Raw genomic sequence first — 13,754 nt, forward strand, 5'->3', positions numbered from 1 at the left:
CGTGGTCGAAGCCGATGTGGCCTATGCGGGCTCTGCGACGCGATCGCGCGCGGAGGACGTGCGGTCCAGCAAGGCGTTGCGCGCGGCGTGGTATTCGTCGGCGAAGCGGTCGATCAGGTCGGCGGCATGCGGGATGTCGCCCAGCACGCCAATGCCCTGTCCGCAGCCCCAGATTTCCTTCCATGCCTTGGGCTTCTGGCCGTCCGAGCCGAAGTTCATCTTCGACGGATCGCTGGTCGGCAGATTCTCGGGATCGAGCCCCGCCGCCTTCAGCGAAGGCTTCAGGTAGTTGCCGTGGACACCGGTGATGAGGTTGGTGTGAATCACGTCGCGCGCCGCGCATTCCGTGATCATCTTCTTGTAGCCGTCCACGGCGTTGGCTTCCTGCGTCGCGATGAAGGCCGAGCCGATGTAGGCCATGTCCGCGCCCATCGCCAATGCCGACAGGATCGACCGGCCGGAGGCAATGGAGCCCGACAGGAGCAGCGGACCGTCGAACCACTGGCGGATTTCCTGCACGAGCGCAAAGGGCGACTGGGTGCCCGCATGGCCACCCGCGCCGGCGGCGACCGCGATCAGGCCGTCGGCGCCTTTCTCTATCGCCTTGTGCGCGAATGCGTTGTCGATCACGTCATGCAGCACGATGCCGCCGTAGCTGTGCACAGCGTCGTTGATCTCGGGGCGCGCACCCAGCGACGTGATCACGATCGGCACCTTGTAGCGCACGCACACTTCCATGTCATGGTCGAGCCGGTCGTTCGAGCGGTGCACGATCTGGTTGACCGCGAAGGGCGCCGAAGGCCGCTCCGGATGGCGAAGATCGTGCTCATGCAGTTCGCTCGTGATGCGATCGAGCCACTCGGCCAGCGCGGTGGCCGGCCTTGCGTTCAATGCCGGAAACGATCCGACGATGCCGGCCTTGCACTGCGCGATCACGAGGTCGGGATTGGAGATGATGAACAGCGGCGAGGCCATCACAGGAATGCGAAGGCGCTGCGACAGGATGGGGGGAAGGCTCATGCTTGGAACTCCTTGGGAACTGGAATGGGGTGGGTGGTGCGCGGCCTCAGATGGCGCGCGCTGTTTTCTGCCAGTGCGGATCACGCAGCAGGCGCTTGAAAATCTTGCCGGTGTCCTCGCGCGGCAGCGATGCGTGGATCTCCACGACGCGCGGCACCTTGTAGTTGGCGATGCGCTCACGCAGGAAAGACTGGACCTCGCCCGCCTCGATCCGGTGGCCGGGCCGGGGCTGGACAGCCGCGGCCAGCCCTTCGCCGAACTCCGCATCGGGAATGCCGAAGACGGCGCAATCCGCAACGCCCGGCATGGTCTGCAGAACCGATTCGATCTCCGCGGGATAGATGTTCACGCCGCCAGAGATCACCATGTCGGACTTGCGGTCGCAGATGTAGAGGAAGCCTTCCTCGTCGAGGTAGCCCATGTCGCCCAGCGTGATGAGGCCATCGCGCTCGATGGCCGTGCGCGCCTCGGGCCGGTTGATGTAGGTGAAGTCGGGCGCGGCGTGCTGGCGCACGTAGATCAGGCCCGTCTCGCGCGTTGGCACTGCATGGCCCTGTTCGTCGAGGATGCGCACCCGCGCGTGCGGGAGCGGCCGGCCGGCGGAGCCGCGATGCGTCTGCCAGGCATGGGCATCGATGAAGGTCGTGTAGCCCGCCTCGCTCGATCCGTAGGCCTCCGTGATGATGGGCCCGAGCCAATCGATCATCGATTGCTTGAGCGCGGGTGGACACGGCGATCCCGTGGACGCGATCTGCCGCAGCGACGACAGATCGTGGCGCGTGCGATCGGCCGGCGCCATGGCAAGCAGGCGCTGGTACATGGTCGGCACCAGGTAGGCATGCGTGACGCGATGCTGCGCGATGAGCGAGAGGGCCCGCTCCGCATCGAAGCGGGGCTCGAGTACCAGCGTGGCGCCCAGCTTGCAGATGTGCGCAAGATAGGTCATCGACGCGCTGTGATAGATCGGCGCCGAGAGGTACGCGACGACATCGGGGCCGGTGCCGTAGACGATGTCGGTGACCTGCTGCAGGTCGCGCTCCATGCTGGCGCGCAGGTTCTCGGGGGCGGAGATCCGGCGCACGCCCTTGGGCTTGCCGGTGGTGCCGGAGGTGTAGGCAATCGCACCGTGCGACAGCCCCGAGCGCGCAGGCATCGCGGGAAGGCCCGCGCCGAAGTTGGTCCAGCTCACTGCAGGATGAGGAGGATGCGCGGCGCTGTCGGCGCATGGCACCGCGATGACCGCCACGCCCTCAGGCAGGCCTTCGCTGATCTGCGGCAGCAGGTCCTGGTGCACGAAGAGCGCGCGGGCACCGCTGTCGACCAGCACGTGGTTGGCTTCCAGCGCCTTGAAGTGCCAGTTGACCGATGCGAGATAGAGGCCCGCATGGCGGCATGCGAGCACCAGCGCCACGTACTCCGGCCCGTTGCGCAGCATGGCCGCGATGGTGGTGCCTTCGTTGCACTCGAGCGCATGCAGTCCGGCGAGCACGCGGTCTATTTCAGCCTTCATCCAGTCGCGCGAGTACGCGTCCGCCAAACCAGAGCGTTGGAATCATCTTGTCTCCTGTTGCGAGCCGTTGCGACGACGGCTTCGATGGGCGGATCGTAAGCGGTTTAACTAGTCATTGTCTAGTTGGTGATCGAAACGTGTCGAACGCGAAGATGTTCCGTATGCAATGGCACAGGGAGGAGCGCCCTCGTGGGAGGGGAAATGCATAAGCACTTCTTCCATTCAAATCTCAGCTCTTTCGAGGTCGGACGAAAAAATGGCTGAACTGCGACACGAATTTCTTTGAACGCACCGAAATGGGGTTTTTGGGATCGAATTGGTTCATCAATCCTGCAAAATGCACGATCCTCATAAGGTTATGCACTGATTTGGAAAAAGGATTGGAATGAAGCACGCATCCGTCGGGGGGTTCCTGGCACATGTCGCACAACGCAACCCCGGACAGCCCGAGTACCTGCAGGCCGTGACCGAAGTGATGGAAAGCCTCTGGCCGTACATCGAGCAGCACCCGAAATACGTGGCCCACAGCCTGCTCGAACGCCTCGTGGAGCCCGAGCGCGTGATCATGTTCCGCGTGTCCTGGGTCGACGACCACGGCGAAGTGCAGGTCAACCGCGGCTTTCGCATCCAGCACAGCCTGGCCATCGGGCCGTACAAGGGCGGCATGCGTTTCCATCCGTCGGTCAACCTGTCGATCCTCAAGTTCCTGGCCTTCGAGCAGACCTTCAAGAACGCGCTGACCACGCTGCCCATGGGCGGCGGCAAGGGCGGCGCCGACTTCGACCCGAAGGGCAAGAGCCAGGGCGAGGTGATGCGCTTCTGCCAGGCCTTCGTGAGCGAACTGTTCCGCCACATCGGCTCCGACACCGACGTGCCCGCGGGCGACGTGGGCGTGGGTGGGCGCGAAGTCGGCTTCATGGCCGGCATGGTCAAGAAGCTCACCAACCGCGCCGACTGCGTGTTCACCGGCAAGGGCCTGAGCTTCGGCGGCTCGCTGATCCGCCCCGAAGCCACCGGCTACGGCAACGTCTACTTCGCGCAGGAAATGCTCAAGCGCAAGGGCCGCAGCTTCGAGGGCATGCGCGTGAGCGTCTCGGGCGCGGGCAACGTGGCGCAGTACACGATCGAGAAGGCGCTGGCGCTGGGTGCCAAGGTGGTCACCGTGTCGGACTCCAGCGGCACCGTGGTCGACGAGGACGGCTTCACCACCGAAAAGCTGGCCGTGCTGATGGACGTGAAGAACCACCTCTACGGCCGCGTGAGCGACTACGCCGAGCGCACTGGCACCCGTTTCGTGGCCGGCGCAACGCCGTGGCATGTGCCGGTCGATGTCGCGTTGCCAAGCGCCACGCAGAACGAACTCAACGAGGAAGACGCGCGCACGCTGGTGAAGAACGGCGTGATCTGCATGGCCGAAGGCGCGAACATGCCATCGACCATGGAGGCCGTGAAAGTGCTTGAAGGCCACGGCGTGCTGTATGCGCCCGGCAAGGCGAGCAACGCGGGTGGCGTGGCGACTTCAGGGCTGGAGATGAGCCAGAACGCCGCGCGCCTGTCATGGACGCGCGACGAGGTCGATGCGCGCCTGCTGCAGATCATGCAGGGCATCCACGAGTCCTGCCTGCACTACGGCGCGCGCAAGGACGGCAGCGTGAGCTACGTCGATGGCGCGAACATCGCGGGCTTCGTGCGCGTGGCCGATGCGATGCTGGCGCAAGGGGTGGTCTGAGGCGCTTTTTCTTGCAGGCCCGGTCAGAGTTCGATGAACGCGGAGGTGGCCTTGTTCAAGGCCAGTTTTCCCTTGGCGGTGATCGACTCCACCTGGGCCAGTTGACGGATCGCGCGCGCATCGGGCGTGCGGTCCGAAGGCGGAATGAATGCAGTCACCAGCTCGGCCGCACGCAGCACGCGCAGCCTGTCGATGTCCGCGGGCGTGTGGACGACGTATGGCAATTTCTGCTCGGAAAGAGCTCGAAGAAATTCCATGGACATGGTCCGTCTCCTTGTCTTGATGGCGGTTCGGACATTGTGCGCACAAACAATTAGCCGCGTTTAATCCCTGCGGCGCGCATGCCTTTCGCGGCGTGTACCGAAGTGTTCTTTTCACTCGATTGAAGAGACGAAGGTGCCAGTTTGTTTCTGGCTTTACCTTGCTGGTTGCGAGGGTTGGATCGGCCATGCCGTGGTGTCCGGCGTCAGGAGGTGCCAGAGCACCGGATCGATGCCTTCGAAGGTCGCGCGATAGCGATCCGACAGCCGGCCTTCGCCGGTCACGTCGCGGATCACGATGCCGTCGATGCGGCCTGCGTGCGCGCGCATCACTTGCGCATAGATCTCGGGATCGGCCTCGCCCGAGTCGCCCACCAGCACGAAGCGGCGCTGCGGAAATTCGATGAACAGCCGCTCGATCACGCCGAGCTTGTGCGCGCGCGAATCTTCTTCGCCGGGAATCAGCGTGCGCCATGTCGTGCTCTCGCGCAGGTGCATGCTGCCGGCGGGAAAGTCCGCGGCGCGAATGAAATCCGAGAGCGCCGGATAGAGCTGGATCGGGCTGGCCGACAGGTAATGAAAGCGCGTGTCGGGCGTCTTTGCCAACGCGCGGTAATACGCCGCCATGCCGGGCGCGGCCTCGAAGCGGCGCGCGAAGGTGTTGAGCAGCATCTCGCGCCGGTCGCGCACCTGCGTGTGCTTGATGGTGTCGTCGATGTCCGAAATGATCGACACGCCTTGCGCGGGCACGACCAGCGCCTGGCCCTTGAAGCGATGCAGCAGTTCGCCGGGGCCGGTCACGCCGTGGAACTGCTGCCACTCCTGCGAGGCCGCGGTGCGCGGTGCATCGATCACCACGCGCAGGTTGCTGCGGCCGTCCTTGCCCGAGGGCGGCATCGCGGTGCGGTTCGGCACGCCGTCGAAAACGATGTCGATCAACTTGCCTTCTTCGGACTCGGCATGAAACAGCGCGGTGCGCTGGTTGAAGCGCAGTCGCGCGGCGGGCGACAGCTTCTTCAGGCTCAGGCCGAGGTAACGCGCGAAGGCGGTGTTCAGCCCCCAGCGATGCTCGCGCTCGAAGATCCATGCATGAACGTCGACTTCGAGCCGGCCATCGGCGGTGGGGCGTGCGGTGCCCGTCATGAAGAGCGCTTCTTCATCGGGCTCGAGCGGTTCCGCGGCATGCAGGGCCTGCAGCGGTGCAAGGCCGGCGAGCAGCGCCGCGCCAGCCACCAGGGACCGGCGTCGCAGGGCCGGGGGCGGTGGGTGGTGCGGGCCGTCGCTCATGCCTGGGTGGTGTCGATGCGTTCGTAGGTCACGAAGCTGAAGGGCAGGCCTTCCTTGGCCGACACATGCGATTCGCGTTGTGTCTCGCGCCATGCGTCGGCATCGAGCGCGGGCGCATGGGCGTCGCCTTCGTAGTCGCGCGCGATCTCGGTCACGACCGCGCGTTGTGCGAAGGGCTCGGCCTCGGCATAGATCTGCGCGCCGCCGATCACCCACACCTCGCTCGCCTGCCGTTGCGTGCAGAGCGACAGTGCCTCCTGCAGGCTGCCCACATGGTGCGCGCCTTCGCCGCGCCAGTCGGCCTGCCGCGTGACCACGATGTTCTGCCGGCCCGGCAGGGGCCGGAAGCGCGGCGGCAGCGAATCCCAGGTCTTGCGGCCCATGATCACAGGCGCACCCGCGGTCTGCTGCTTGAAGTGCGCCATGTCCTCCGGCAGATGCCAGGGGATGGTGTTGTTCGCGCCGATCACGCCGTTGGCGGCACGGGCATAGATGAGGTTGATGCGGGGCGCGCTCATCCCGTTCACACCGCCACGGGCGCCTTGATCGGGTCGCCGTGCTGGTAGTCCAGCACCTCGAAGTCTTCGTACTGGTAGTCGAAGATCGAAGCCGGCTTGCGCTTGATGTTCAGCGTGGGGTAGGGGTAGGGCGTGCGGCTCAGTTGCAGCGCGACCTGATCGGCGTGGTTGCTGTAGATGTGGCAGTCGCCGCCGGTCCAGATGAAGTCGCCCACATCCAGGTCGCACTGCTGCGCAACCATGTGCGTGAGCAGGGCGTAGCTGGCAATGTTGAAGGGCACGCCCAGGAAGATGTCGGCGCTGCGCTGGTAGAGCTGGCAGCTCAGCTTGCCGCGCTCGCCGGGTGCCTGCGCCGGTGCCACATAGAACTGGAAGAAGGCATGGCAGGGCATCAGCGCCATCTTCGACAGCTCGGCCACGTTCCAGGCGCTCACGATGATGCGGCGCGAATCGGGGTTGGTCTTCAGCGTCTTGATGACGTCCGAGATCTGGTCGATGTGGCCGCCGTCGGGCGTGGGCCAACTGCGCCATTGCACGCCATACACGGGGCCCAGGTCGCCGTCTTCGCGCGCCCATTCGTCCCAGATGCTGACGCCGCGTTCCTTGAGCCAGTTGTTGTTGCTCGAACCGGTCAGGAACCACAGCAGTTCCTGGATGATGGATTTCAGGTGCACCTTCTTCGTGGTCACCAGCGGAAAGCCTTCGTTCAGGTCGAAGCGCATCTGGTGGCCGAACACGCTCTTGGTGCCCGTGCCGGTGCGGTCGCTCTTGTGCACGCCGTGGGTGTCCACGTGGCGCATGAAGTCTTCGTATTGGGAGCGGACGGGGCGGGTGGGCGTGGAAGTCATGGAAAGAGGGGGATGTCTGGCGGGTCGGGGCCGGGTGTTTCGAATTTTAAGTGCCTGGGCTTAGCATGGCAGGCATGAGCCAAGACCACCCCACGAACGGCCACGAACACGCCCATGGCCACGCGCACGAGCACAGCGAACTCGGCGAGATGGACCTTCGGGTCCGCGCTCTCGAAAGCGTGCTGACGCAAAAGGGCTACATCGACCCCGCCGCGCTCGATACGCTGATCGACACCTACCAGACGCGCATCGGCCCGCGCAACGGCGCGCGCGTGGTGGCGCGGGCCTGGGTCGATCCGGCTTTTCGCGAACGGCTGCTGGCCGATGCCACGGCAGCCATTGCCTCGCTCGGTTACACGGGGCGGCAGGGCGAGCACATGGTCGCGGTCGAGAACACCGATGAACTGCACCACATGGTGGTCTGCACGCTGTGCAGTTGCTACCCCTGGCCGGTGCTGGGTTTGCCGCCCACCTGGTACAAGAGCGCGCCGTACCGCTCGCGGGTCGTCAAGGACCCGCGCGGCGTGCTGGCTGATTTCGGCGTGGCGCTGACCGAGTCCACGCGCATTCGCGTTTGGGATTCGACCGCCGAGGTGCGCTACCTCGTGATTCCGCAGCGCCCGCCCGGCACCGACGGCCTGGCCGAAGACGAACTGGCCGCGCTGGTGTCGCGCGATTCGATGATCGGCACGCGGCTGGTCGAGGTGCCTGCCAAAGAGGAGGTCCCCGCATGAGCCACTACGTCACCAAGGCCGACCTGGGCGGTCAGCCGGGCTTCGGGCCGGTGACGCCCGAGCCCGAAGGCGAGTTGTTCCATGGCGCATGGGAGTCGCGCGCACTGGCGCTCACGCTGGCCATGGGCGCGACCGGCTCGTGGAACATCGATGCGAGCCGCGCGGTGCGCGAGACACTGCCCGACTACCGCGATCTGAGCTACTACCAGATATGGCTCAGCGCGCTCGAACAATTGATGCTGCAACGCGGACAGATATTTCCGGACGAGATCGCGTCGGGCGAGATGCGCCACGCGGCGGCGCCCGTCGCCCGTGTGCTGCAGGCCGCGAACGTGCCGGCCGTTCTGGCCAAGGGCTCGTCGACCGAACGCCCCGCGCCGGCCCCGGCGCGCTTTGCCTTGGGCCAGCCGGTGCGCATGCATCTGGGCAAGGTCGACCATCACACACGGCTGCCTAGCTATGTGCAGGGCAAGCAGGGCGTGATCGTGCATCTGCACGGCGCGCACGTTTTTGCCGATGCCAACGCGCAGGGCCTGGGCGAGCAGCCGCAGTGGCTGTACACGGTGGTCTTCGACGAAGCCGAGTTGTGGGGCGACGACGCGCCGCGCCAGAACCTTTCGGTGTCCGTCGATGCATGGGAAAGCTATCTGGAGGCGGTCGCGTGAAGGGCGATAACGACCACCGGATGCCGCTGGCGCCCGGCATGCCCCGCGATGCCGATGGACCGGTGTTCAACGCGCCATGGGAAGCGCAGGCCTTCGCGATGACGCTCGCGCTGCATGAAGGCGGCTTGTTCACCTGGGCCGAATGGGCCGAGGCACTGGCCGCGCAGATTTCCGCCGCGCAGGCTGCTGGCGATCCGGACACTGGCGAGACCTATTACCGGCACTGGCTCGCCGCGCTGGAACATCTGGTGGCGCACAAGGGCGCCAGCTCTGGTGACGAACTCGCGCGCTATCGCCATGCGTGGGACCACGCGGCGGATCGCACGCCGCACGGGCAGCCGATCGAGCTGCGCGGCGAAGACTTTCCGAACTGAGCCGGTTTGTTTTGCTCCTTCCCCCGCTGGGGGAAGGTTGGGATGGGGGCTGCCCCCGCATTGGTGGCTGTTTCGAGGTGAACGCCGCTGTGCCCCCACCCCGGCCCTCCCCCGGGAGGGGAGGGAGGAATACCAAAAGCTAGACGCGGATCACGCGGCCCGGGTTCAGCGTGTTCTTCGGATCGAGCCCGCGCTTGATCGCCCGCATCATCTCCATCGCCACCGGCGACTTGTGCTTTTCAAGCTTGTCGACCTTCAGCGAACCCACGCCGTGTTCGGCCGAGAACGAGCCTCCGAACTTCTCGACCGCGTCGTACACCAGCGTGTTGATGCGCTCTTCCTCGTTCGTCAGAAAGGCCTTGGTGTCGATGTTCTCCGGCGCCTGCACGTTGTAGTGCAGGTTGCCGTCGCCCAGGTGGCCGAAGTTCACGAGACGCACGCCGGCGATCTCGCGTGCCAGCAGCGCGTCGGTTTCCGCCACGAAGGCCGGGATGCGCGACACCGGGATCGAGATGTCGTGCTTGATGTTCAGCCCTTCCTCGGCTTGCGCCAGCGGAATGTTCTCGCGGATGTGCCAGAGCTGGTGCGCCTGCGTGAGGTTCTCGGCCACCACCGCATCGGTCACGCAGCCGTCTTCGAAGGCGGTTTCGAGCAGCGCCTCGAAGCGCGCGCGTGCATGGTCTTCGGACTCGTTGTCGGAGTTCTCCAGCAGCACGCAGTAGGGCACGGCCGCATCGTCGACGAAGGGCACGCGCAGTTGCGGCATGTGCTTGGCGACCAGGCTCAATGCGAACTTGCCCATCACCTCGAAGCCGGTGAGCCCCGAGCCCAGTTGCTTGTGCGCCAGGCCCAGCAGCGTGACCGCATGGTCGAGCGAAGGCACGGCCGCCCAGGCAGTGAGCTGCGCGGCCGGCAGTGGATAGAGCTTCATCGTCGCGGCGGTGATGATGCCCAGCGTGCCTTCGCTGCCGATCACCAGGTCGCGCAGGTCGTAGCCGGTGTTGTCCTTGCGCAAGCCGCTGGTGCCTTCCCAGATCTCGCCCTGCGGCGTGACCACTTCCAGCCCCAGGCACAGCTCGCGCGTGTTGCCGTAGCGCACGACCTGCGTGCCGCCTGCGTTGGTCGCGAGATTGCCGCCGATGGTGCAGCTGCCTTCGGCCGCCAGGCTCAGCGGGAACAGGTAGCCGGCTTTCTCGGCCGTCTCCTGCAGCGTTTGCAGGATGCAGCCGGCCTCGACGGTCATCGTGAGGTTGGCGGCGTCGATGGCGCGGATGGTGTTCAGCCGCTGCAGGCTCAGCACGACCTGCGTGCCGCTGTCGTCGGGCGTGGAGCCGACCGCCAGGCCGGTGTTGCCGCCTTGCGGCACGATGGACGTGCCGGCCGCTGCGCAGGCCTTGACCACATCGGCCACCTGCTGCGTGTTGGCCGGCCGCACCACGGCCAGCGACTTGCCGCGCGAGCGCTTGCGCCAGTCCTGCTCGTAGGCGGTCAGGTCGCCCTCGTTCAGGACGTGCGATGCGCCGACGATGGCGCGCAGTTGGTCGATCAGGGCGGCGGAAGAAGAAGTGGTGGTCGTCATTGGGCGGGAGCCTCCAGGGGGCGGGCAGCGTCTTTGGCATGGCGCAAGCGCAGGCGCACATGCCAGGCGCAGGCGGCGAAGAGCACGAGGCACAGCAGCACCTCGATGAGCGCGAGGATCTGCCCCACGACATTGGTGTCGCTCCACGCGCGCACCACGCCTTCGGTGAAATAGAGCCAGATCATCAGGCTGACCCAGCGGTAGGTGTACATGCGGTTCTTGTAGAGCCCCGCCAGCGGAATCACCAGCGGCAGCACCTTGAGCGCGAGCAGCGAGCCGCCCGGACGCAGCGGTGCCAGCCACAGCTCCCAGGCCAGGCCCAGCACGATGAGGCCGACGAGGCTGCCCACTGCAAGCCATCGGGTGGCGCGGACGGAAGAGGGCGGGAGTGGAGTGGCGGACACGGTGGGCGGCAAGGGAGGGCGCCCGGTGGGCAGAAAAGGGGGCAATGAAAGGGCGGATGGCATGATACCGGCCATGAATCGCAGGCAGCTTTGGAGGGATCTTTCGCGCTTTCCGTGGCGCAACACCGCGGCGGTGCTGGGCGAGCGTTTTCGCGAAGACCGGCTCGGGCTCACGGCCAGCAGCCTGACCTTCACCACCACCATCGCGATGGTGCCGTTCTTCACGGTGGCGCTGGCGCTGTTCACCGTGTTCCCGATGTTCGCCAAGATGCAGGGCCGCCTGCAGCGCTGGCTGATCGAAAGCCTGATTCCCGACAACATCGCGCGCCAGGTGCTCGGCTACCTGAACCAGTTCGCGAGCAAGGCCAGCGGGCTGGGCATCGCCGGCCTGATCGTGCTGCTGATCACGGCCATCGCGCTGATCCTCACGATCGACAAGACGCTCAACAACATCTGGCGCGTGCGCTCGCCACGGCCTCTTGCGCAGCGGGTGCTGATCTACTGGGCCACCATCACGCTGGGGCCGATCATCCTGGCGGTGAGCCTGTCGACCACGTCCTATGTGTTCTCGGCCTCGCGCGACGTGGTGGGCGGCACCATGGTCAAGCTGGCCTTCGACAGCCTCGAATTCGTGCTGCTCGCGGCGGGCATGGCGTCGCTCTATCACTACGTGCCCAACACCAACGTGCGCTGGTCGCACGCGTGGGCCGGCGGCATCTTCGTGGCGGCCGCCATCGAGATCGCCAAGCGCGTGCTGGCCTATTACCTGAGCCTGGTGCCGACCTACTCGGTGCTGTACGGCGCCTTCGCCACCTTCCCGATCCTGCTGGTGTGGATCTACGTGGCCTGGGTGATCGTGCTGCTGGGCGCGGTGATCGCGGCGTACCTGCCGAGCCTGCTCACGGGCGTTGCGCGCCGTGGCGGCGCTGCCGGCTGGCCGATGCAACTGGCGATGGAAGCATTGCAGCACCTGGCGCGTGCAAGGGCCACGCCGGCCAAGGGCATGGGCGCGACCGAACTGGTGACGCGCATGCGGGTCGATGCGCTGCAACTGGCGCCCGTGCTCGAAACATTGGTGGCGCTCGACTGGATCGCGCCGCTGGCCGAAGAGCCCGCCGACCAGGACCCGCGCTACGTGCTGCTGGCCGACCCGTCGACGCCCATCGAACCGCTGCTCAAGGAACTGCTGATGCCGCAGGCCGAGCCGCTCGAAGACCTCTGGCAAAAAGGTCCACTACGTACGCTGCGCTTGGGTGACGTGCTATTGATCTAGTAGCAACTAACTAGATCTTGACCCGGCCCAGCCAAATGTCGCGGTACATCGTCCAGTCGCCCATGAAGGAATAGAGCGGCCGCTTGAACGACGCCGGCTTGTTCTTCTCGAAGCCGAAGTGCCCGACCCACGCAAAGCCGTAGCCCGCCAGCAGCCCGGCCAGCAGCCACCAGGGGTTGAGCGTGACCACCAACGCCACCAGGCACAGCAGCGACAAGGTCGAGCCCGCGAAGTGCAGCCGCCGGCAAGTGCGGTTGGCGTGCTCGGTCAGATAGAACGGATAGAACTCCGCAAAGCTCTTGAAACGGCGCGGATCGACGGCAGATCCCGTGGCAGTCGTGGTGTTCATCGTGCGAGTCTCCTGTGCCCCTGGAGGGGCTTTGTCCATAATAGCCACGACCTTCCGGCCGCACCACCCCGGCCTTCCATTGACACCTTTGCCGCATCCGCCTTGAGCGCTCTTCCCGCCGTCCTCGAATCCGCCGAATCGCCCGGCAGCGATGCGCCCTGGGTCGTGTGCCTGTGCGCCGAATGGTGCGGCACCTGCCGCGACTACCGGCCGCTGCTGGAGCAGGTGGCGCGCGCGCATCCGCAGTTCCGCTTTGCCTGGGTCGACATCGAGGACCACGCCGATATCGCCGATGCCTTCGATGTCGAGACCTTCCCGACCCTGCTGGTCGCCGGTGCCGACGGCACGCGGTTCCTGGGCCCGCTGCTGCCGCATGCCGAAACGCTCTCGCGCATGCTCTCGGCGCTGCAGCAGCCCAAGCCGTCGAGCTTCGACGTCGACCTGCTGCTCGCCGTGCTCAACAAGAAGCCGACCGTCTTCACGGTCTGACCGGAACCTCCTCCATGAACATCCTGATCTTTGGCGCCACCGGCATGGTGGGGCAGGGCGTGCTGCGCGAGTGCCTGCTCGCACCCGACGTGGAGCGCGTCGTGACGATCGGGCGCAGCGCCACCGGGAACACGCATCCGAAGCTGTACGAGCTGGTCCACAAGGACATGTACGACTACACGGGCATCGAGTCGGAGCTGAAGGGTTTCGATGCCTGCTTCTTCTGCCTGGGCGTGTCGTCCGTCGGCATGAAGGAGCCCGACTACAAGCGCGTCACCTACGACCTGACGCTCGCGGCCGCCACGGTGCTCGCGCAGCTCAACCCGGGCATGACCTTCACCTACGTGACGGGCGCCGGCACCGACAGCACGGAGCGCGGCAGCAGCATGTGGGCACGCGTGAAGGGCGCGACCGAAAATGCCTTGCTGCGCCTGCCGTTCAAGGCGGCCTACATGTTCCGCCCCGGCGTCATCCAGCCGCTGAACGGCGCACGCTCCAAAACGCCGCTGTACAACGGCATCTATGTCGTCATCGCGCCGCTGCTCAGCCTGGCCTACCGGCTCTGGCCCGACAGGATGACGACCACCGAGCAGGTCGGCCGCGCCATGCTGATCGTGGCGCGACGCGGCGCCCCCAAGGTGCTGCTCGAAACGCCGGACATCAACGCGCTGCGCTGACTGAGCTTTCTCGGGCGCACCCGGCCGCTGTGCGAGGC

At 66.0% G+C, this 13,754-nt stretch carries 16 protein-coding genes; 7 read left to right on the top strand and 9 right to left on the bottom strand.

Translation table 11 applies throughout. The features are described 5' to 3' along the window. Positions 1 to 21: 21 nt before the first annotated feature. Both ACSFB7_RS29485 and ACSFB7_RS29490 read right to left on the bottom strand, forming a co-directional pair. Positions 22 to 1,020 (bottom strand): NAD(P)H-dependent flavin oxidoreductase, encoded by a 999-nt coding sequence (locus ACSFB7_RS29485; protein ID WP_435475876.1) that lies wholly within the window; start codon positions 1,018 to 1,020, stop codon positions 22 to 24. Positions 1,021 to 1,066: 46 nt separating this feature from the next. Further along, on the bottom strand, positions 1,067 to 2,530 hold the full coding sequence (locus tag ACSFB7_RS29490) for an AMP-binding protein (protein WP_435475877.1): 1,464 nt from the start codon (positions 2,528 to 2,530) through the stop codon (positions 1,067 to 1,069). Between the two features lie 385 nt (positions 2,531 to 2,915). Here ACSFB7_RS29490 and gdhA point away from each other — a divergent pair, with 385 nt between their 5' ends. After that, positions 2,916 to 4,259 carry an NADP-specific glutamate dehydrogenase gene (gene gdhA / locus ACSFB7_RS29495; protein WP_435475878.1) on the top strand — a complete coding sequence of 448 codons (1,344 nt, stop codon included), beginning with the start codon at positions 2,916 to 2,918 and terminating at the stop codon, positions 4,257 to 4,259. A 23-nt stretch (positions 4,260 to 4,282) separates the two neighbouring features. Here the strand turns inward: gdhA and ACSFB7_RS29500 are convergent, their stop codons facing one another. The 4 genes from ACSFB7_RS29500 to ACSFB7_RS29515 all read right to left on the bottom strand — a co-directional run bounded on the left by ACSFB7_RS29500 (position 4,283) and on the right by ACSFB7_RS29515 (position 7,172). Next, positions 4,283 to 4,522 (bottom strand): hypothetical protein, encoded by a 240-nt coding sequence (locus ACSFB7_RS29500; RefSeq protein ID WP_187108746.1) that lies wholly within the window; start codon positions 4,520 to 4,522, stop codon positions 4,283 to 4,285. 153 nt (positions 4,523 to 4,675) lie between these two features. After that, positions 4,676 to 5,806 carry a phosphatidate phosphatase App1 family protein gene (locus tag ACSFB7_RS29505; RefSeq protein ID WP_435475879.1) on the bottom strand — a complete coding sequence of 377 codons (1,131 nt, stop codon included), beginning with the start codon at positions 5,804 to 5,806 and terminating at the stop codon, positions 4,676 to 4,678. Then, entirely contained in the window at positions 5,803 to 6,324 is a 522-nt protein-coding gene (locus ACSFB7_RS29510; RefSeq protein ID WP_435475880.1) for a dihydrofolate reductase, read from the bottom strand. The genes ACSFB7_RS29505 and ACSFB7_RS29510 overlap by 4 nt, the downstream gene beginning before the upstream one ends. Positions 6,325 to 6,329: 5 nt before the next feature. Continuing rightward, positions 6,330 to 7,172, bottom strand: coding sequence for a thymidylate synthase (locus tag ACSFB7_RS29515; protein WP_435475881.1), 843 nt, complete (start codon positions 7,170 to 7,172; stop codon positions 6,330 to 6,332). A 74-nt stretch (positions 7,173 to 7,246) separates the two neighbouring features. On the opposite strand from ACSFB7_RS29515, the gene nthA reads away from it, so the two are divergent. Genes nthA through ACSFB7_RS29530 form a run of 3 tightly spaced genes read left to right on the top strand, consistent with a single transcriptional unit; the run spans position 7,247 to position 8,945 of the window. After that, complete coding sequence (gene nthA, locus ACSFB7_RS29520) at positions 7,247 to 7,906, top strand: nitrile hydratase subunit alpha (protein ID WP_435475882.1); 660 nt, start codon at positions 7,247 to 7,249, stop codon at positions 7,904 to 7,906. Next, positions 7,903 to 8,571 (top strand): nitrile hydratase subunit beta, encoded by a 669-nt coding sequence (nthB, locus tag ACSFB7_RS29525; protein ID WP_435475883.1) that lies wholly within the window; start codon positions 7,903 to 7,905, stop codon positions 8,569 to 8,571. The genes nthA and nthB overlap by 4 nt, the downstream gene beginning before the upstream one ends. A gap of 20 nt (positions 8,572 to 8,591) precedes the next feature. Further along, positions 8,592 to 8,945 (top strand): nitrile hydratase accessory protein, encoded by a 354-nt coding sequence (locus ACSFB7_RS29530; protein WP_435475967.1) that lies wholly within the window; start codon positions 8,592 to 8,594, stop codon positions 8,943 to 8,945. A 139-nt stretch (positions 8,946 to 9,084) separates the two neighbouring features. On the opposite strand, the gene ACSFB7_RS29535 is transcribed toward ACSFB7_RS29530, so the two are convergent. After that, positions 9,085 to 10,524 carry an FAD-binding oxidoreductase gene (locus ACSFB7_RS29535; protein WP_435475884.1) on the bottom strand — a complete coding sequence of 480 codons (1,440 nt, stop codon included), beginning with the start codon at positions 10,522 to 10,524 and terminating at the stop codon, positions 9,085 to 9,087. Continuing rightward, positions 10,521 to 10,928 (bottom strand): DUF2069 domain-containing protein, encoded by a 408-nt coding sequence (locus ACSFB7_RS29540; RefSeq protein ID WP_435475885.1) that lies wholly within the window; start codon positions 10,926 to 10,928, stop codon positions 10,521 to 10,523. Before ACSFB7_RS29540 ends, ACSFB7_RS29535 begins: the two co-directional genes overlap by 4 nt. A gap of 61 nt (positions 10,929 to 10,989) precedes the next feature. Here ACSFB7_RS29540 and ACSFB7_RS29545 point away from each other — a divergent pair, with 61 nt between their 5' ends. Beyond that, positions 10,990 to 12,201 (top strand): YihY family inner membrane protein, encoded by a 1,212-nt coding sequence (locus ACSFB7_RS29545; protein ID WP_435475886.1) that lies wholly within the window; start codon positions 10,990 to 10,992, stop codon positions 12,199 to 12,201. A 10-nt stretch (positions 12,202 to 12,211) separates the two neighbouring features. Here ACSFB7_RS29545 and ACSFB7_RS29550 read toward each other — a convergent pair whose 3' ends face one another. After that, positions 12,212 to 12,550, bottom strand: coding sequence for an Mpo1-like protein (locus ACSFB7_RS29550; RefSeq protein WP_435475887.1), 339 nt, complete (start codon positions 12,548 to 12,550; stop codon positions 12,212 to 12,214). A gap of 102 nt (positions 12,551 to 12,652) precedes the next feature. Here ACSFB7_RS29550 and ACSFB7_RS29555 point away from each other — a divergent pair, with 102 nt between their 5' ends. Beyond that, positions 12,653 to 13,039, top strand: a complete 387-nt coding sequence (locus ACSFB7_RS29555) for a thioredoxin family protein (protein ID WP_435475888.1) — start codon at positions 12,653 to 12,655, stop codon at positions 13,037 to 13,039. 14 nt (positions 13,040 to 13,053) lie between these two features. Then, positions 13,054 to 13,716, top strand: coding sequence for an NAD-dependent epimerase/dehydratase family protein (locus tag ACSFB7_RS29560; RefSeq protein ID WP_435475889.1), 663 nt, complete (start codon positions 13,054 to 13,056; stop codon positions 13,714 to 13,716). Positions 13,717 to 13,754 lie beyond the last annotated feature (38 nt).

It is taken from the genome of Variovorax raffinosi (assembly GCF_051216615.1).
Lineage (GTDB): Bacteria > Pseudomonadota > Gammaproteobacteria > Burkholderiales > Burkholderiaceae_C > Variovorax.